21 protein-coding genes, 1 pseudogene and 1 riboswitch are annotated in these 19,042 nt (G+C 38.0%); of the genes and pseudogenes, 10 read left to right on the top strand and 12 right to left on the bottom strand.

Annotated elements, in window-relative coordinates; all coding sequences use genetic code 11:
• Positions 1 to 2 precede the first annotated feature (2 nt).
• Genes C8270_RS01055 through C8270_RS01065 form a run of 3 tightly spaced genes read right to left on the bottom strand, consistent with a single transcriptional unit; the run spans position 3 to position 3,833 of the window.
• Positions 3 to 1,172, bottom strand: a complete 1,170-nt coding sequence (locus C8270_RS01055; protein WP_106494710.1) for a Ger(x)C family spore germination protein — start codon at positions 1,170 to 1,172, stop codon at positions 3 to 5.
• Positions 1,165 to 2,271, bottom strand: coding sequence for a GerAB/ArcD/ProY family transporter (locus tag C8270_RS01060; protein ID WP_106494711.1), 1,107 nt, complete (start codon positions 2,269 to 2,271; stop codon positions 1,165 to 1,167). The genes C8270_RS01055 and C8270_RS01060 overlap by 8 nt, the downstream gene beginning before the upstream one ends.
• Positions 2,268 to 3,833: a spore germination protein gene (locus C8270_RS01065; protein ID WP_106494712.1), complete on the bottom strand. Its 1,566-nt coding sequence runs from the start codon at positions 3,831 to 3,833 to the stop codon at positions 2,268 to 2,270. Before C8270_RS01065 ends, C8270_RS01060 begins: the two co-directional genes overlap by 4 nt.
• 147 nt (positions 3,834 to 3,980) lie before the next feature.
• Here C8270_RS01065 and C8270_RS01070 point away from each other — a divergent pair, with 147 nt between their 5' ends.
• The 6 genes from C8270_RS01070 to C8270_RS01095 all read left to right on the top strand — a co-directional run bounded on the left by C8270_RS01070 (position 3,981) and on the right by C8270_RS01095 (position 9,148).
• Positions 3,981 to 4,982: a DUF3231 family protein gene (locus C8270_RS01070; RefSeq protein WP_106494713.1), complete on the top strand. Its 1,002-nt coding sequence runs from the start codon at positions 3,981 to 3,983 to the stop codon at positions 4,980 to 4,982.
• A gap of 13 nt (positions 4,983 to 4,995) precedes the next feature.
• Positions 4,996 to 6,003: a DUF3231 family protein gene (locus C8270_RS01075; protein WP_106494714.1), complete on the top strand. Its 1,008-nt coding sequence runs from the start codon at positions 4,996 to 4,998 to the stop codon at positions 6,001 to 6,003.
• A 48-nt stretch (positions 6,004 to 6,051) separates the two neighbouring features.
• Positions 6,052 to 6,510: a hypothetical protein gene (locus tag C8270_RS01080; protein ID WP_106498423.1), complete on the top strand. Its 459-nt coding sequence runs from the start codon at positions 6,052 to 6,054 to the stop codon at positions 6,508 to 6,510.
• 191 nt (positions 6,511 to 6,701) lie between these two features.
• Positions 6,702 to 6,956, top strand: a complete 255-nt coding sequence (locus tag C8270_RS01085) for a GRAM domain-containing protein (protein ID WP_158701553.1) — start codon at positions 6,702 to 6,704, stop codon at positions 6,954 to 6,956.
• A 47-nt stretch (positions 6,957 to 7,003) separates the two neighbouring features.
• Positions 7,004 to 7,105: riboswitch (purine riboswitch) on the top strand.
• A 154-nt stretch (positions 7,106 to 7,259) separates the two neighbouring features.
• On the top strand, positions 7,260 to 7,844 hold the full coding sequence (locus C8270_RS01090; protein WP_106494716.1) for a xanthine phosphoribosyltransferase: 585 nt from the start codon (positions 7,260 to 7,262) through the stop codon (positions 7,842 to 7,844).
• On the top strand, positions 7,844 to 9,148 hold the full coding sequence (locus C8270_RS01095; RefSeq protein WP_106494717.1) for a nucleobase:cation symporter-2 family protein: 1,305 nt from the start codon (positions 7,844 to 7,846) through the stop codon (positions 9,146 to 9,148). Before C8270_RS01090 ends, C8270_RS01095 begins: the two co-directional genes overlap by 1 nt.
• A gap of 146 nt (positions 9,149 to 9,294) precedes the next feature.
• Here C8270_RS01095 and C8270_RS01100 read toward each other — a convergent pair whose 3' ends face one another.
• Entirely contained in the window at positions 9,295 to 9,681 is a 387-nt protein-coding gene (locus C8270_RS01100) for a PepSY domain-containing protein (RefSeq protein ID WP_106494718.1), read from the bottom strand.
• Between the two features lie 204 nt (positions 9,682 to 9,885).
• Here C8270_RS01100 and C8270_RS01105 point away from each other — a divergent pair, with 204 nt between their 5' ends.
• Both C8270_RS01105 and C8270_RS19635 read left to right on the top strand, forming a co-directional pair.
• Complete coding sequence (locus C8270_RS01105) at positions 9,886 to 10,902, top strand: NADP-dependent oxidoreductase (protein WP_106494719.1); 1,017 nt, start codon at positions 9,886 to 9,888, stop codon at positions 10,900 to 10,902.
• Positions 10,903 to 11,424: 522 nt separating this feature from the next.
• Positions 11,425 to 11,565 carry a hypothetical protein gene (locus tag C8270_RS19635; protein WP_158701554.1) on the top strand — a complete coding sequence of 47 codons (141 nt, stop codon included), beginning with the start codon at positions 11,425 to 11,427 and terminating at the stop codon, positions 11,563 to 11,565.
• Here the strand turns inward: C8270_RS19635 and C8270_RS20570 are convergent.
• The 4 genes from C8270_RS20570 to C8270_RS20735 form a co-directional block, all read right to left on the bottom strand.
• Positions 11,558 to 11,689, bottom strand: coding sequence for a hypothetical protein (locus C8270_RS20570; protein ID WP_267894824.1), 132 nt, complete (start codon positions 11,687 to 11,689; stop codon positions 11,558 to 11,560). The genes C8270_RS19635 and C8270_RS20570 overlap by 8 nt on opposite strands.
• 65 nt (positions 11,690 to 11,754) lie before the next feature.
• On the bottom strand, positions 11,755 to 12,501 hold the full coding sequence (locus C8270_RS01115) for an ATP-binding protein (RefSeq protein WP_199794626.1): 747 nt from the start codon (positions 12,499 to 12,501) through the stop codon (positions 11,755 to 11,757).
• Positions 12,491 to 13,408 (bottom strand): Mu transposase domain-containing protein, encoded by a 918-nt coding sequence (locus C8270_RS20730; RefSeq protein WP_325034713.1) that lies wholly within the window; start codon positions 13,406 to 13,408, stop codon positions 12,491 to 12,493. Before C8270_RS20730 ends, C8270_RS01115 begins: the two co-directional genes overlap by 11 nt.
• A 32-nt stretch (positions 13,409 to 13,440) precedes the next feature.
• The gene (locus C8270_RS20735) at positions 13,441 to 14,070 is read right to left on the bottom strand and encodes an integrase catalytic subunit (RefSeq protein WP_325034714.1); all 630 of its coding nucleotides are present in this window, start codon (positions 14,068 to 14,070) and stop codon (positions 13,441 to 13,443) included.
• 362 nt (positions 14,071 to 14,432) lie between these two features.
• Between C8270_RS20735 and C8270_RS01125 the strand changes: the two genes are divergently transcribed.
• Positions 14,433 to 15,179 carry a Mu transposase domain-containing protein gene (locus C8270_RS01125; RefSeq protein WP_234028453.1) on the top strand — a complete coding sequence of 249 codons (747 nt, stop codon included), beginning with the start codon at positions 14,433 to 14,435 and terminating at the stop codon, positions 15,177 to 15,179.
• A gap of 49 nt (positions 15,180 to 15,228) precedes the next feature.
• Positions 15,229 to 15,426, top strand: a pseudogene (locus tag C8270_RS20790) (AAA family ATPase); the annotation flags it as partial.
• Here C8270_RS20790 and C8270_RS20205 read toward each other — a convergent pair.
• From C8270_RS20205 to C8270_RS20575, 4 genes are all read right to left on the bottom strand, one after another.
• Positions 15,403 to 15,570, bottom strand: a complete 168-nt coding sequence (locus C8270_RS20205) for a hypothetical protein (protein WP_199794730.1) — start codon at positions 15,568 to 15,570, stop codon at positions 15,403 to 15,405. The pseudogene C8270_RS20790 and the gene C8270_RS20205 sit on opposite strands and share 24 nt — an antisense overlap.
• A 504-nt stretch (positions 15,571 to 16,074) precedes the next feature.
• Entirely contained in the window at positions 16,075 to 17,022 is a 948-nt protein-coding gene (locus tag C8270_RS01135; RefSeq protein ID WP_158701555.1) for a DUF2268 domain-containing putative Zn-dependent protease, read from the bottom strand.
• A 669-nt stretch (positions 17,023 to 17,691) separates the two neighbouring features.
• Positions 17,692 to 18,273, bottom strand: a complete 582-nt coding sequence (locus C8270_RS01140) for a GNAT family N-acetyltransferase (RefSeq protein ID WP_158701556.1) — start codon at positions 18,271 to 18,273, stop codon at positions 17,692 to 17,694.
• 22 nt (positions 18,274 to 18,295) lie between these two features.
• Positions 18,296 to 18,973: an ATP-binding cassette domain-containing protein gene (locus tag C8270_RS20575; protein WP_267894854.1), complete on the bottom strand. Its 678-nt coding sequence runs from the start codon at positions 18,971 to 18,973 to the stop codon at positions 18,296 to 18,298.
• Positions 18,974 to 19,042: the final 69 nt, after the last annotated feature.

Raw genomic sequence — 19,042 nt, forward strand, 5'->3', positions numbered from 1 at the left:
ATCTAATCTTTTGTTTCATTGACGGATCCCATTGTTCTAGCTTTAGCTGTTGCAGACACATGAAACGTACAATTGGAAAAATAATTTTCTCCACGGTCCCAATCTTCTTTAATCTTTAGCCATTGATCATAATGTCTTTGTTTTAACATATCATCAATTCTAAAAACATCCGTCTTTAAATCTTCCTGTGTCTTCTTAATCGTGCGATTGGCTTTCTTTTCAATCTCCTTGGCAACTTGCTTTTCAATTTCGGCTAAGGTTTTTCTTTCCAAAAGATTTTCCGACCCAAAAGTCTCAGAAATAGCGCCTTCTACATTTATGGAGACAGAAACAGTCACATTATTAATATCTTTGGCATCTAGCTCCATCTTACTTTTCAGGTCTTCTATCTCATATGTAATCGTTTCTTCATCTAACTGAATTTTTATTGCTCCCTCCTGTACTTCTCCATTGATAAGATTTAGTCCCTTTGTTTCTTCCCCGCTAAGTGTGCCAACCATCCGGTTACCATAACCTTGAAAAACCGCAACTCCATCGTACTTAATGCTCTTTTCAACCGGAGTCACCCGAGGAATGACGTAACTTGTTTCATCTAATAAATATTCATGCACTCGGCCAATCCTTACTGGTTCAACCTCAGCTGCTGTTTTAAAGCTGTTCTCCATTACTAAATCAAGATACATAGCAGGGAGCTTTTCATTTTCCGGTTTCGTATCCAGTATTTTTTTAGCATTTCCATCTGAAATCATGATTTTGATACTCCGGCGCATTTCCGGGTTACGAAGGAAAAAGTCCATAATGCTGCCGAACAAGTCTGGTGTACGAGCAACCTTATTCGAAATAACAATAATTTTTTCATGTTCATAAAATGGCGCCCGACTTGTTAATTCAGCCATTTCCCGCGAAATCTCAAACATGCTTTCCCCAGATGCTGATATGTTGTTAAATGCCTTCTGTCCACCACCACCTTGCATTGGTGCTCCCAAACCCGCAGGCACAACAAATTGATTGGTTAACGATAAAACGTATCCGCCACTCTCTTTCTCTTCAGTCATATCAATAGCTGAACCAACAATGAACCCCCGCTCCTCAATATCGACCTGATCCCAACAGCCAGTTAGCAACAAAACCAATGAACTCGATAGGAGAAACATTATTTTTGGTTTAATCAACTTGTTTTAACCCCCTTAGTTTGGCGATCAAGCTCAATAAAACAGTAACTACAACCGTAAAACCGACTGCAAAATAACTTAAAACCGTTCCAGATGTGGAAACGGCCACTAAATCTTTCGGCAACATCGCCATGACATATACAATAGGTGACAAAATAAAAATCACCTTCAGTTTTGGTGTATGTTTAAAAATAGAACCTAATGCAAATACAGCAATATCAAAGGACATTACTGTTGTATTAAAAATAGCCATGATCCAAATAACAAAAAATACGGATTCAAATCGTTCAAAGAATCCACCAGGTATGTCGACCTCTTTTGCCAATTCAATGGTTGGAAAAAGCAGATTTGATGTAACCGCATTACCAAACACACCGATACACGTAATAAAAAGCAAGATATAAAGTACGATTGGAATACACATCCCAATGACCGCCATTTTCGGTGTTCGCTCAGGTTTTCTTACTAACGATATATAAAACAAAATAATACCAAACCCCATGTAAGAGGTTAGGCCAGTTGTGATACCAGTTTTATAACCACCCATCGTTGTTTGAAAAACAGGTAGCAGATTATCAAATGAAAACCACCCCAAATTAAACATCGGTACGGCAATCCCGATCAATATGATAATTGGTAAAAACATCATGTTTAAGCGGAATATACCTGCCCTTGAACCCGATACTGCATAGACCACGACGAGCAAGAAGGTAAGAGCAACGACTTCAACTGGTGTTCGATTAAATAAATATTGTTTAGCAATATCCGATATTTCCCTAACTTCATAAGCTGCCAACATAAGACCAATCATTGCAAAAATAAATGTGAATACGATTGCTATCGGTTTTGTGACAATTTTCGATGTATAAGAAAGAAATGATTGGTTAGGGAACCCTGCTGCCAATTTAGCCATCATCCAGGTGATAAAAGTAATAAAGATCCCACCTGCTACTAGTGGAATCCAACCATCCACCCCCATTGTTGCTGTAGCAATCTCCTTCGGCAGCGAAAGAATTCCAACCCCAATTACCATGGAAGGAATCGCGATTAAAATTTCCCGATGACTAATTTTTTCGTCGCCATATTCGAACCATTTCATGATCCTTCTCCCCCTTTATTTGCAGATTCAGGATCCACTGTATCAAGGTATTGCGGGCGTTTTGTTAACACTTGGATTGGCGCGCGTAAAACAAGGTCCTTCCAATCTTTGAAAAAGCTTGGTGCAAAGGGGGCAGAGAAAGGTACACCAACACTTTTTAAATTGACGATATGGATATTGATCATAATGTACGCAAGAATAATCCCGTAGAGCCCAAACGCTGCAGCAGCTATCATAAAACCAAAGCGAATAAACCGAAATGAAATAGCTACACTGTACGCCGGCAAAGAAAAAGAAGAGATAGCTGTTAAAGCAACTACGATAACCATAATCGGGCTGACAACGCCCGCTTGTACCGCCGCATCCCCAATAACCAGACCACCGACAATCCCGATTGTTTGGCCAATCGTTTTTGGCAATCTAGCTCCCGCTTCACGTAACAGCTCCATTGTCACTCCCATTATTATCGCCTCCACAAACGCTGGAAACGGTACCCCCTCTCGTGTAGCAGCGATTGAGAAAGCTAATTTTGACGGAATCATTCCTTGGTGAAAGGAAGTGAGCGCAATATATAAGGCCGGCACAAACATTGCAATAAATGCTGCTAGATATCGCAATGACCTTAGTAGTGTACCAACTGACCAGCGTTCATAATAATCCTCAGGTGTCTGCAATGCATCGCCGATATTAAAGGGTACGATTAAAACAAGCGGCGTTCCATCTAATAAAATTGCCACTTTCCCTTCTAATAATGCGAGTGACACTTTATCCGGTCTCTCCGTATTCATTATTTGCGGAAAAGGGGATAAAAAACTATCTTCAATCCATTGCTCAATATACCCTGATTCTGGCGCATCATCCACATCAATGGTCTTCAGTCTTCGTTCAACTTCCTTCAATATATCGGGATGTGTAATTCCATCCATATACGTGACAACCAAGTTTTTCTTAGAGCGACGGCCGATTTTATGTGTTTTAAATCGTAAATTAGGATCACGAATATAACGCCTAATGAGCACCATATTTGTTCGTATATTTTCAACAAATCCTTCTCTTGGCCCACGAATAACCGGTTCTGTCACCGGTTCTTCTATCGAGCGGCTTTCCCAACCCTTTGTATCCATAATTAGTACTTCATCAATACCATTTAAATAAAAAACTGTACTTCCATAAAGAATGGCATTTGTTACATCATCAAGGGTGTTCCCCTTTTTAATATCGCTTACCGAAATCATTTCCTGATAGATGATCTCTAGCAGTTGCTCCGTATTGTCAGGTAATTCCTTTCGTTCCGTCACACCTTGAATCCGAAGAAGAATATCGTTATGTACTTCATTAGAGTCCACTAGTCCATCGATACAAACAATTGCACCCTTATGATTAGAGTTTCGTATCGTAAATTTCCGGATTATCAGATCATTTGGCTTCTCTAACATTTTCTCAATGTTATCCATATTGGTGTCTAACTGATTTACGATTTCAGAAGAGAAATTCTCTTGCTTGTTCTGTTCCTCTTTCTTTTGGTTCTTTTTATTTTGTTTAAAGAATGAACCGAATGACATATAATCCCCCACCATCACAATAAGCTGTTTCTCTTTTGTTTCCCCTCTTTACGTAACTTTATACAAAGGCAATGTTTCGTGTATAAGTAATCCAATAATCGAGAAACTAACAGTTACTTAAGGTAATTTAAGGAGGATAACGAATTAATGGATCAGAAAATAAACCTAACATCTGCGGAACATGCTCAAATATGGGGGGCTTATCAAAATGCTAGTCTAATGACTTGTGTGATGAAATACTTCAATGAAAAAGTAGAAGACGAAGAAATAAAACCCGTGATTCAGGATGCCCTTTCTATGGTTGAGTCCCATTTAGAAAAACTAAAACAACTATTCGAAAAGGAAAATTATCCGCTTCCGGTTGGTTTCACAGACGAAGATGTCAATACAGATGCACCAAGACTATATTCGGACAATTTCTTTTTACAATATGTTTTTCAAATGGGGATGCTTGGCATGGGAGCATTTTCACAGGCGATAAGTATGTCAACACGAGAAGATATTTATCTATTTTTCTCAGATGGTTTTCGAGAATACAATGCACTGCATCAAAAAGCTTCCTTGGTTTCATTAACGAAGGGACTATACAATCGCCCCCCTACCATTCCGACCCCTACAGAAGTGGATTTTGTTAAAAAACAAAGCTTCCTAACAGGCTGGTTTGGGGAACGGAGACCATTAACTGCGATGGAAATTGCCAACTTATTTTCCAATATCCAACGGAACAGCTTAGGGGTCGCGACATTAACAGGCTTCCAACAAGTTGCCAAGTCGAAAGAAGTAACAAAATATATAACCCGGGGAATAGAAATTGCCAAGAAACATATCAACGTATTTAGTTCCGTTTTAAATGAAGGTAATGTACCCGTACCAGGAGGATCTGATGCAATGGTAACGGACACTTCCCAGGTTTCACCATTCTCAGATAAATTAATGATGACCCATGTTACCGCCATGATTACGATCGGGATTAGTTTTTACGGGATGAGTATCTCAACAAACATTAGACGGGACTTAGTTACCCATTATACACGTCTTAGCGGCGAAATTGCCCTATATTCCGAGGATGGTGCCAACATTATGATCGACAATGGCTGGTTGGAAGAACCGCCACGTATGGTTGATCGCAATGAATTAGCAAACAAATGAAAGGAGAAATAAAATGGAAAACAATGAGAAACATGTAGAACTAACAGCAGCAGAGATTTCCAGTCTTTGGACATCATATCAAAATGACACGATGGCTATATGTGGTTTGCGTCATTTTTTAACAAATGTGGAAGATGAGCAAATTCGTAGCGTACTCGAACACGTCCTGCGTATATCCCAAGAACACAAAAAGAAACTAACAACCATATTTACACAGGAAAACTATCCAATTCCACAGGGTCTTACCGAAAAGGACATTAATTTGGATGCTCCACGGCTTTTTTCTGACCGAATTTACCTTGAATTGATTGTCAATATGGTCAATTTCCATTTAGCAATTTATGGATTGGCCCTGTCACAGGTTGAACGGGATGATTTAATCAGTTATTTCACCGGGGCTTTAACGGAATCACAAGAAGTTAATAAAAAGGTTAAAGAAATCGCAAAAGATAAAGGGCTTTTAATTAGCTATCCAGAAATCCCCAAGGCACAACAAATTGATTTTGTCACGAAAAATAGTTTTTTAACCGGATGGTTTGGCGACCGCAGACCACTGCTTGGTGTGGAAATCACCGCACTCGTTTTAAACGCAAAACGTAATGCACTGGGAGAAGCAATCATTACCGGTTTTGCCCAAGTTGCTAAATCAAAGGAAGTAAAGAAATTTTTTAAAAAGGGACAAGAAATAGCCAGTAAACAACTGGAAGTATTTACATCGATATTACGAGAAGATTTAATTGCTGATGGTTCCCGCGTCATGACTTCTGAAGTAACGAAGTCAACCGTTGCTCCATTTTCGGATAAGCTGATGATGGTTATGATCACAACACTTATTGCTTCTGGTATGGGGCAATATGGTTCCTCTATGTCCGTAAGTCCCAGACACGATTTAGGCGTCCAGTATACTCGATTGATAGCTGAAATAGCCAAGTATTCCAACGAAGGGGCTAAACTTATGATCGATAATGGCTGGATGGAACAACCTCCAATAGCAGCGGATCGAAAAGATTTAGCGAAATAGGTCTGCCGCGTGCAAAATAGAAAGAAGAATAAAAGTTACCGATTAGAAATGCTGCTATGGAGTATTGCCTTTCCGGGGTTTGGACAACTGTTAAATTCAAAATATGTAAAAGGTCTCGTATTAATTGGATTGGAATTTTTAGTTAACGTTATGGGTAATTTTAACACCATTATTGTATTAAGTTTTCATGGAAGAATTCAAGAAGCGATCGAACAAACGAATTACCAATGGCTGATGTTTTATCCTTGTTTGTATTTTTTTGCAATATGGGACGCATATAAAGATGTAGGCGGTGGGAAAAAGCCTTACTCTTTTATGCCGTTTGTGTTTTCTGCTTATTTTGTTACAGTCGGCTTAATTCTCTCCCCAACTGTAACAATATTCGGCGTACTTATCGGACCCATGTGGCTACCAATACTATTTTTACCAATTGGAATTGTCATCGGCTTCATTATTCAATGGATTCTGCGAAAGATCAATGCTGGTGAGTCTGGTGAGGGTATGTGAAACATAGGTCATAAATCAAAATACCCTCTCCATCCTGTTTGAATAATTCACTAGGTTCGATACAATGTTATACATAATGCAAAATAGCACACCACAATTTTAGGGTGTGTTTTCGTTTGTTATACAAACTTTTTTGGGAGGGCATTATTTTGATAGAAGGGTAAATCTTGTTTAAAAGTGGGGCAAATGCCATGAAAAAACTCGAAGGTGTTGGTGGCATGCTTTACTTAACCAACAAAACTTTACACCATATACCACATAAATTAAACATCCAATCAGGTGAAACGTACATCCCACTTGAAACAATAAAACGCTTTGAGACAAAAAACGATTTTTTAATTTTACGGAATAAGCTCATCATTATTACTAAAAATGACGAACAAATTAAATTCAGGGTAAACAAAAGACAAGAATGGGCTAAAAAATTAAATGAAGTACTAGAATGAATGAAAATTGTCCATTGAAATTCATGCATGTAATGTTATAATTAAATCATTCTAAAATCGCATTCACTCATATAATCGCGGGAATATGGCCTGCAAGTTTCTACCGGTTTGCCGTAAACAAACTGACTATGGGTGGCAATGGACGGGAAAAAATCATGGTTCACACTTACATGGTTGCTTTTCTATTTCTTTCGATATTACAGCTCGAAGGACGTTGCTCCACTCATAACATGAATGGATGCACGGTCTTTGGGCTTTTTTAATGAATCGAAGACCGTAACATAACGAGAGGGGAAATAGATTGTGCAAACATTAAAGAACAAAATTCACCAAGAGGGTAACGTACTTTCAGACAACGTTCTAAAGGTTGACTCATTCCTAAATCATCAGATTGACCCACAATTGATGAAAGAAATCGGAGAAGAATTTGCTGAACGTTTTCAGGATGCCGGTATTACGAAAATTTTAACCATTGAATCGTCTGGCATTGCACCCGCAACAATGACCGGTCTTGTGTTAGGAGTACCTGTCCTATTTGCCCGCAAACGAAAATCATTAACATTATCAGATAATCTTTATACGGCGAGTGTTTATTCTTACACAAAAGATGAAACAAATGATATTTCTGTATCAAAGGATTTTATTCAACCTAGTGACATTGTACTAGTTATAGATGATTTTTTAGCAAATGGACAAGCAGCACTTGGATTGATTGAAATTATAAAGCAGGCAGGGGCATCACTTGCAGGGGTTGGAATCGTTATTGAGAAGGGGTTCCAGCCAGGTGGCAAGCAAATTCGCGATCGTGGTATACGTGTTGAATCCCTAGCAAACATTGCGTCATTAGAAAATGGGCAGGTCGAATTTTTCAAGGAGGTTCATGCGTAATGAAAAATGCATCTAAACAAGTAACCTTGGGCATTCAACATCTATTGGCAATGTACGCAGGAGCGGTGATCGTACCATTAATAATCGGCGGCGCACTAGGCTTTAACGCAAACGAGTTAACCTATCTTGTTTCGATCGATATATTACTGTGCGGAATTGCCACGATCCTGCAAATTACGACCAATCGATTTGTCGGGATTGGCCTTCCGGTCGTGCTTGGCTGTACGTTTACGGCTGTTGGTCCGATTATTGCAATTGGTGGAGAGTATGGTATATCAGGAGTATATGGATCGGTTATTGTATCTGGATTAATCATATGTTTGATCAGTGGCTTCTTTGGAAAACTTGTCAAGTTCTTTCCACCTGTTGTTACAGGTTCAGTTGTTACAGTCATCGGGATTACACTCATTCCTGTTGCTGTAGATAATCTAGGTGGTGGTGCAGATGCAAGCGACTTTGGATCACTTGCAAATGTTTTGCTCGGATTTGGAACATTATTGTTGATTATTCTTATTTACCGTTTCTCTACTGGCTTCATCCGATCTATTTCAATCTTGCTTGGCCTTGTGGCTGGCACGGTCGTTGCATTTTTTATCGGAAAAGTTGATTTTACACCTGTTCGTGAGGCAACCTTCTTCCATATGGTAGAGCCATTCCATTTCGGATTACCAACGTTCGAATGGCCGGCGATTTTAACGATGACACTTGTGGCAATGGTTTCATTAGTGGAGTCAACGGGGGTATATTTTGCATTAAGTGATATTTGTGAAAGAGATTTAACGGAAGACGATCTGGCGAAAGGTTATCGAGCGGAGGGCCTGGCAGCTGTGTTAGGCGGCATATTCAACGCGTTCCCATATACGACGTTTTCCCAGAACGTCGGGTTAGTGCAAATGTCAGGTGTACGTTCCCGGAAAATCATTTTACTTACTGGTCTAATGTTAGTGGCACTTGGCTTTTTACCTAAAGTCGCGGCGCTGGCAACAATTATTCCATCTTCCGTATTAGGCGGGGCCATGATCGCTATGTTCGGCATGGTTGTATCGCAAGGAATTAAAATGCTCGGCAAAATCATTAGCGATTCACAGGAAAATTCTATGATTATTGCTTGTTCAGTAGGGATTGGACTTGGTGTGACAGTTGCTCCAGATTTATTTAGCAGCCTACCAGCAAGCATTCAAATTTTGACAAGTAATGGAATTGTGGCTGGAAGCATAACAGCCATTACACTAAATATCATCTTCAACATGTTGCCTTTACGAAAGAGAAAGCGAGCAGAAGTATTGTATGAGCAAGGGGCATAGCGTTAACTAATAAAAGACCGTCGTATGGATATAGGTAGTTCCATACGGCGGTCTTTTAATTTAATTTAGATCGCTGAGCAATAGGTAAGCGTTCCATCTTCTGGTCTCGCTACTCATACTTTTTTCGGTATAAACTATCGTCTACGTTAATCAAGGTCTATATCTACAATTCCACCTGTATTCACATCAACTTCGACTTCATATTTGCTGCCTTGTGATGTTATAATTTCCACCTCATAAACCTGCATACCATTTTTTGAATCTAATTCCACCTTCACTACTTGCCCCGGTACTTGCTGCAATGCTATGTCCATCGCTTCTTCAATTGTTATTTGACGATACCAATGAGCCCCATTTGGAGCAAATCCATACGGGTTTTGATTTGGATTTGGCCAATTCGGGTTTTGCCAATTTGGATCCTGCCAATTCGGATTTCCCCAATTTGAGTTCTGCCAATTCGGATTCTCCCAATTTGGATTTTGCCAATTCGGATTCCAGGATTGGTTTGGATTATTCCAACTGTAATTGTACATTTTTCGTATCCCCTTCTCCTTCATTATTTCCTTATTATCCTATTCATCAGCCTATATTGGGTGATTTGTTTTACGATAACTGGGTATTGGCCCTATAAAGAATACTGCACTACGCCCAACCAAAGATTTTGACCTTATTTAACCATAATGGTAGGGTGTGATTATATATGGAATAGAGAAGTCTTTTTAAATGGAGGATAAAAAATGAAGCAAATGCAAAAACAAATCAAACTTGCAAAACGTCCTGTCGGGGTCCCAACTATAGCGGATTTTGATTTCTCCAAAGCACCTATCAAAGCGCCAGCTGATGATGAACTGTTAATCCGCGCCGTATATATTTCAGTTGATCCATATTTAAGGGGAAGAATGCAGGATACCAAATCCTATGTTGCGCCATTTAAATTGGATGAAGTTATTACAAGTGGAATGATTGGCCAAGTAGTCGAATCGAAATCAGACCGTTTTTCGAAAGGCGATGTAATTATCGGCAATCTCGGCTGGAAAGAATATGTTGTTGCAAGTGAGAAAGCAGTTCAAAAAATTGATCCAGATCTTGCACCAGTTACCGCACATCTAAGTATTATTGGAATGACCGGATTAACGGCGTATTTTGGTCTTCTGGATATTGGTCAGCCAAAAGAAGGAGAAACCGTTGTCGTTTCGGGAGCAGCAGGTGCAGTCGGTTCAACAGTTGGACAAATTGCTAAAATTAAAGGAACACGGGTTGTCGGAATCGCAGGTACAAAGGCAAAGTGTGACTACTTGTTAAATGAATTAGGATTTGATGCTGCCATTAACTACAAAGAAGAGGATGTACCAAGTGCATTAGAAACAGCATGCCCAAATGGAATTGATGTCTACTATGATAATGTTGGAGGAGAGATATCAGATGCTGTATTCCCACTTCTTAATAAGTTCGCGCGTATCCCGGTGTGTGGATCAATTTCTTCATACAATAATGTAAAACCCGATATGGGACCACGTGTTCAAAGCGCTCTGATTAAAACAAGCGCACTTATGCAAGGTTTCACATTAGGAGATTATTCTGAACGGCTTCAAGAAGGTAGAACTGCACTAGCAACTTGGTTAAATGAAGGTAGACTTAAATATGAAGAAACAATTACAGAGGGATTCGATCATATTCTGGATGCTTTCCTTGACTTATTTAAAGGAGCAAATCTTGGTAAACAACTAGTCAAGGTAGCAGATTTTGAAAAATAATTAAAAGTCGGGCATTATAGTCCCGCCTTTTCTTTCGTCTTTACGTTTATTTTAAATGAAAAAGACCACTCAGAAATTCATTAGAATTAATGAGTGGCCTTTCGTTTTTTAACCTTAGCGTATTACATCATGAACGGTATAACGTTACATCATGCCCGGCGTGTTGTAAGTCGCTTTTTTGTGCTTTGTTGAATTGTGAATAGCTTTAAATCAATGATTTCAAATGAATATTGTAAAAGGAATTGCGTGTAAATGCGTAGTTTTGTTTATTCCTGTTACTTTTTTGTTACTTTTTATTCTTATCAAATTGGTCAAATCAAACTGTAATTCACCTTGCTATGTGAGATCATTTTCTTCTAAATATTCCTTAACTTGCACTTCTTTCCTTGTTCTTTCCAACTTGAATTTTAGATCTTTCAATTAGGTGTTTACAGCCATCAAATTGAACCGGTGATGCCATCTTTTTGATCCATGAATACTGCCATTAGAATTTACCACCCTTGACATGTTATTTACCACCAAGTGCCACGGAAATTACCACCGATTGCCAAAGTATTTACCATGAATATGGATTACGAAGAAAGAGAACCAATGGTAGTCAAACAGAAGATGATAAATAGCCATTGGATTTGTCACATTCCAATGGCTGTTATTATTATCTAAAACTCTTATCTTCTAATTGCTTATTAATAATCTGAATAGCCCAACGAACGAGTTCATCATGATTTAACTCCTCTTCTTCACTCCATAAACATGTAGATAATAGTCTATCTTCTACTTTAATCATCACTTCCTGAGGTAAATACCTGTGAAAGAAATACTTAGCTATGCGATTTTCGACCTCTATTGGAATCATTTGGGCACCGCCAATCCATGACGTTCTCTCATTGAAACTTCTCCATCTATCATAATTTGATAGGAGTCGTGGATAATACGATCTAAGATTGCCTCGGCAATGGTCTCATTTCCCAATTTTATATGCCATCCATTGGGGTCGATTTGTGAACAGAAAACTGTTGAAGCCACTTTATGGCGAGCTTCAGTAATCTCTAACAAGATTGCCGCCTCATCTGTTGTTAAATCTGTTAGTAGCCATTCGACCAATATGAGTAAATCGACTTTCGTATATTTTTTAATGATTTTTCGGTAACTTCCATCAGCTGCTATTTTTGCGAGCGACAATTCATCTAGTAATTCTGGTAACCTAATATATTTTACCTTGTAGCAAGCAGATATTCCAAATGCAGTAGCTAAGAATGTCTTTCCGGAACCTGTAGGTCCTTTTAGGATAATGCTATGACAGTCACGGATATAGGTACAGCTAGCTAGCTTTAATATCAACTCTTTATCTAGTTTACGATCCTCATGATATTCTATATCTTCAATAGATGCATTTGAATTTAAAAAAGTGGCTGATTTTATTAACCGTTGAAGTTTATTGTTCTGGCGTCGAGATTGTTCTATGTCAACGAGTAAAGAAAAACGATCTTCAAAACTCATCTTTTGGAATTCCTTGTTCGAAGCTTGCTCTTTATACGCTTCGGCCATGCCACTTAATTTCATTTCATGTAATTTTGTTAACGTTTGTTCATTTATCATTTTGTTTACCTCCGTAATATGCAGCTCCACGTGTGAAACCATAGTTATTTTGATTTATTTCTGTTTTGCGTTTTAGTTCTTGCTCCGCATCATTCTTTTTATTGTTCTTTAATATGGTTTGAATACTTTTGACGGTTGGTCGTTTAGTCATTGAAATAACCATCTTACATGCACGTTCAATTTCATATTTTGAGTAACGTTGCTCAGACTTTTTTAAAGAGAATATTGACTGTAATGCTAGTTTTTCAGTTTGGGAAGTATCGAGAATGTACTGAACCACGTCCACCGTTGATGTTCCCATACTCTCAGCCCATTCAATTGCTGCTTCAGGTGTCTGCTCTACAAATAATTTATGATTATCAGGCATATGATCATGAATAGTGGATAATTGACCAAACTTCCCATATAATCGTTTGTGAGAAGCTATTCGCATATGATTAAAATGAACTTCAACTAAGTCATCTGAAACTCTTACGTCCACTTCTTGATTGATATATTCGTATGGAACCGAATAAAACATACTTTCTACAGATACGTGATAATCAGGACGCACTTTCACAGTATTCCACTTAGACATTTTGTAAGGTGTGATTGGAAGAGGAGAAAGGGCAAATTTCTCCTCTTCTTCAAATGCTGATAAGCGACAACCTTTTTTGCGAGTAAAAGGTCGCTCGTTAAATTCTTCTAATTTCATCCAGACTTCTTCATTCAACTCATCAATACTGAAGCATTGAGTATTTCTTAATGCCGCGATAATCCATGTAGAAATAGCCCCAACAGCCCCTTCGACAGCTGCTTTGTCTTTCGGTGAACGAACGCGTGCAGGCATAATCACAGTATTATAGTAATCTGCCATTTCTTTGTAAGTAGGATTTAAGATTAACTCCTTCGAAGTATGTTTTGTCACACCAGTTTTAAGATTTAATGAAAAGATTTACATTACAAATTATCCGGAACCAAGGTTTCGGGAACTCCATCAAAATATTCGAATGCATGGATATGAGCAGTAAGCCAATTAGGCGATTTCATATCTAAAAATGCTTCCACATAACTTAATTGGCTGTAAGGCAATGTCGCAATAAAAACATACGCTGGAATTGTTTCACCTGTTGAACGATCTATAATGTACAGTGTGGAACCAGCCCAATCCACCTCCATAATTTCGCCAGGCTTTCTGCGAATTGGCATCGTCAGTTTGTATTTCTTTGCGTATTTCCCATACTTCTCACAAAAAGTTCGATAAGCATAAGGAATCTTCCCACTCTCACGTGCTTCAGCGGCATACTCAAAATGCAGTAAGGACAAGGTGACATTCTTTTTTTGTAACTCCTTATGCACTTCTTCCCAATCAATTGGAAAGTATCCCTTCTCAACAGCTTGTTTCTCTGGAAAGAGAGACGTCTCCAGCCATTGATTGGTCATGGTATCGCTCAAGCTTTCCACACCAAGCTTCTTAGCACGTTGCACAACCTCGGAGACTGTATTCCTTGTGTGACCAGTGCTAGAACTGATTGTCCTTTGGCTAACCCCTTCAAAATACATCTCCAGGATTTTACGGCAATTAACCATAAAAAAACCTCCTGTATAATAGTGTCATGCTTGTTCGCATGCAGTTTTTATTATACAAGAGGTTATTCTATATAGTGTACTGGCTTTCTAGTCCGCAAAGGGTGGCTCTTTTTTCCGCAATGACTGGCTCAAAAGTACGCACTAGTGGCTCAATTCATCTGCAATATTCAGTTTTAATAGATAATGGTAAAATCATCCGCAATCACTGGTACAAACAACCGCAAGGTTGGTACAATTTAGATGCAATAATCACTTTCGGTATGTAATGTAACGGGGACAATGGTTAGTTTTTGTTGTGGCATATGAAAAGCACCTCCTTAAATTGATATGTTTATCATAACAAGAGGTGCTGCTCTTTTTATATGCGTTATTTGAATACGGGTTTACTATCAACTTGGATTATTGCTTCACTTCGCAATGAAAAGTTCTTTTCCTTGACCGAACTAAACAAAGCAATTAAAGAGAAATTAGATATGGTGAATACAAAACCTTTCCAAAAGAGAAAAGGGAATAGGCAGGAAGCGTTCTTAGAAGAAGAAAAATTCGCACTGGTCCCCCTGCCTCATTCACCATATGAGATTGCGAGCTGGGCAAAGACCGTTGTCCAGCCTGACTATCATGTGAAAATTGATAATAACTATTATTCTGTTCCCTATGATTATATCAAATGTACGGTTGACGTTCGAGTAACGAGAAATATAATTGAAGTATTTTATAAGCATATCCGGATTGCTTCGCACAAAAGATCAAATAAGTCAGGTGGGGATTTCAGTACGATTCCTGATCATATGCCTAGGGATCATAGAAAGTATGCTTCATTCGATAAGGATTTTATATTAGAGTGGGGTGCCACAACTGGCCCGTCCACCTTATTAACAATTGAAAGAATCCTAGAATCTTATCCTACGGAAAAACAGGGATTGAAATCTACCTATGCATTGATGAAACTTGCAGATAAATACTCTATCGAACGCATAGAGAAGGCGTGTGAAAGAGTATTGTCTTATACGCCACGACTAAAACTAAAAAGCATACAAACCATCCTAAAAACAGGACATGATAAATTGCCATTAGAGGAAACGAGCAAACAAATGAACACACAAAAATGACAACGCTTACAGTTTACTCGTGGAGCTGCTTACTACGGAGGGAATAATAATGACAACTGATAACACCTTAACGAAATTAAATGAAATGAGAATGTCTGCGATGGCAGAAACATGTAGAGAGCAATTAAGAAATCCGGAATATCAAGAACTATCTTTTGAAGATCGATTTGCCTTACTGGTTGATATTGAATGGTCCAGAAGGCAAAACAACAAACTTGACCGCCTAATCAAACAAGCGGAATTCAGGTTCTTCCTTAACTTCTTCCTTAGGTTCTTCTTTCTTTTCTTCACCAGCTACATCACCGTTGCCGTCAATATCCTTACCACTGGCTGTTTCAGTTTCCTCTATGATATTATCAAGTTCTTCTTTAGCCTCGTCTACCTTTTCCAATTCTTCAACAGGGCCACTTTCCTCAACAGCGTCATTATTAGTAGTTGTGGTAGTTTCCTCACCTGACGTTGCTATTCCACCTATAACGCGTGGTGGCCCCTTTTGTTTTTAGGTGCTGACGGATAATACCAAGAGCCTCTCCAGTTCCGCAGCAAGGATCAATCAATTTGATTCGTTCACTACTAGTATGTTTAACCGTTGTTGATACGTTTTATTTCATCAATCGGTGTGGAAAATAACCACCTTTTAATTCGGATGCAAGTCGTGCCATATCACTGCCTTACAAGTATGTAGAAAGGAAGCCCTCTACAATTATTGCTTGCAGAGGGCTTTCCTCTGCTCCTCCACGGGAAGTCGACTATTGAAAAACCGACAGGTTACCATACCTAGCTCTTCATTAAAGTTGCTTTAGCAGAATATCCCTACAGAATAATGAATGTGACTATGTCACTATAGACATTTATTAACAATGTAGAATTAGAAACAAGTAATTAAGGCTAACAGTTACAATGAATCCTCATATCCACTTTTTTCGTAAAGTTCCTTTGGCGACAATTTTGACCACTCTTCAACGGTTGTTCCAGGATGATTTTCGACATACCTGCGAACAATCTGGTATCCAAGAAAATACCCATAATTGTACGGTAGACCATTCTCGCCTCCATAAAGTATGGTATTTATTTTATCCAAGTTCGTGGAATGAATCGATTCCTTTACTTTGCCCCATAGTTTTTTCTCTTGCTCAGCGCTCACATAGTTATCTCCAACACGCTGACCAAATACTAACGAAGCAAAATATTCCGCCTTCCCTTCGAATATAATAGAACCAAGTAAATCCCATCGATAGTCATCCGAGTATTCTGCTGTCCAGGTGCTGTGATGGTATTCGTGAGCGATTGTTCTTTCTAAAATAGATTTGCTTTGGGATGGAGAGTAAAAAATCGTAATCTTCCCTGAGCCTAATGTCACTCCAGAAGAATTCGTGCCGTTTCCTTGTGGTAAAATACAGACAGTTGTTTCTGGACCAGGAAATTTTTTGGCTGATGCTTTTAGCGCCTCAATTATAGCTTCTTCTAAATTTGAAGAGTCTAGCATTTCAATATCGACTTTTAAGTTTTCCAAACTCTCTGGTGGTGTAGAAACATATTCTTTCACAAGGTGTGAATACTCCCCGTTCAAACATTGATCCTGAATGTGATCCTTCACTAATTTCTGCCATAACTCCGAACGATCACTTTCGCTGTTGGTATCTTTTGCCTTTTGTACATAATGATTGGCCCACTTATAAGCGGAAATCACACGAAATACCTGGCCTTTTTTGTTTTTTGTGGTTGCCTCGTATTTTTTACTATTTGTGTCATTATAATTGTTTGTCTGTTGAGTACCTGATAGATTTTGGCACCCCGCTAGAACTAACGTCGCCACTAAAAAAAATATAATGCTTTTTTTCATCATTTACCCCCGATCATCTCAGCCGTATCGCTAGTTTAATGACATTTCTTCAAAATCCAATTTCATTAACCCTAGCGCAATTATAATTACCCCAAATACATTCTTCAAATTAAAGATAATTTCAATTTGCGCAATCTTGCCCTTTTCCGCAAGTTTGGCGCTATCCCTTACCTTCCGATCACATATGAAATCTAGTCCAGGCCTTGTTATAATGGGAAATCATTATAGATCCTATAGGTGCAAATAGAATCTGAAATAACATCTTGGGGTAAAACTTATTTGAATCAAGCAAAAGCCCCTGTGACCGTGTGCACTTAAATATGGTACAGAAATCATCACCATAATTTTTGCTCGATGTATATTGCTAGGTGAATGAATTTATAATATCAACCCTTTTACCATCCACGAAGGCTTAAAAATACAAAAGAATAAAAACGAACGGTAATTGAACTCACTACCATAAAAATGGAAAGGTGGTCCTTATGTCACCCATATAAGGCAAAATAGCGTACTTGATATACAAGAACTAAGGATTAAGTTTAATTTCCTAAGGCGTATCAAGTTCAATTTAAACTAGTTGCAAGATGTGGAATCTAGATTATTCACCCAAATGTTATACAGTGGTTTTGTAACATCTTGTAATAATGAAGAATAATGCCAGCATAATAACTACTGGTTGTGTTTACTTTGAATTAGTTCATCCGCTGATTTAGTATGATACCATTCACGTTTTAATAAACTATAAACTGCAACATCATGATATTGATCGTTAACATATTCTCCGTCTCTTATAATTCCATCTTGATGAAAATCAAACCTTTCAGGTATCCGTTGGCTTTTAAAATTATTTACTGCACAGCAAATTTCAATTCTGTTAAGATTCAATTCACCAAAAGAGTATTTAATTAATTTTTGTACCGATTTACTGATCATTCCAGTTCCTTCCCACTCCCTAACTATCCATGCCGCCCCTATGCTTGCCTGTCTTATCCTCCAGTCAATTCCCATTAATCCAATAGAACCTATTATTTTATTATTATATAATATTACTGTCTGAAAACCATTATTATCATCATACATTTTTATCCACGTTTTTACTACGCTCTCCATATCTTCTGGTTTTACAACAGAATCAACCCATGGTAACCATTTAGTTAAGTGATCTTTAGATTCTTCAATTAAACTATAAATTTCGTCTACATCGGGAAGAGAAATTAATTTAAGAGAAATGTTATTGTTTATTTTATACACCTTTATCCCTCCAATACTATAGCTATTCAACATAAATTATTTTATCATTTAATAAAATTTCGCTAACCTTTCCATTGTCAAGCTTGATTAGTTTATCCACGTTTTTTAAGTTATCCATCCTGTGTGATATAAATAGAGTGATTTTCCCTTTTCTTAATTCATCAATAGTACTTAGGACCTTCTTTTCAGTTTCTTTATCTAGAGAAGATGTAATTTCATCAAGTAATAAGATAGGCGGGTTGAAGACTAAGGCCCTAATAATTGCTAGTCTTTGTTTTTGTCCACCCGACAGATTATTACCATTCTCACTCACTTGGTAATTATAAAGGTCTTTTCTTGAAAAAGGCATATCAAATTTATTAAAAAGCCATTCAATATAGGTAACATCAATGTCGTCATTTGGCTCCCCAAAAATGTTGTCCAAAATAGTTCCTTGTATAAATTCATTTTCTTGACAAACATACTTTACGTTTTTGTATAAACTTACATAATTGATGTCACTTAAATCAATGTTTTGTATCTTAATTTTGCCGGAATTTAAATACTCAAGTCTACTTAATAGATTCAATAAAGATGATTTACCACTACCATTTTTACCTGCTATTCCAATAAACTCACCTGATTTTATACAGAATGTAACATTATTTAGTATAGTCTTCCCTTTCTTTTCAAAATTAACGTTTTCGAAAATAATATCCATAGGTAAAGATGGATTTATTTCTTTGACCCCCGGTTCTCTTTCCTCACTATTAAATAAGTTATTTATACG

Origin of the sequence: Lentibacillus sp. Marseille-P4043 (genome assembly GCF_900258515.1) — a bacterium.
Taxonomy (GTDB): Bacteria; Bacillota; Bacilli; order Bacillales; family Amphibacillaceae; genus Lentibacillus_C.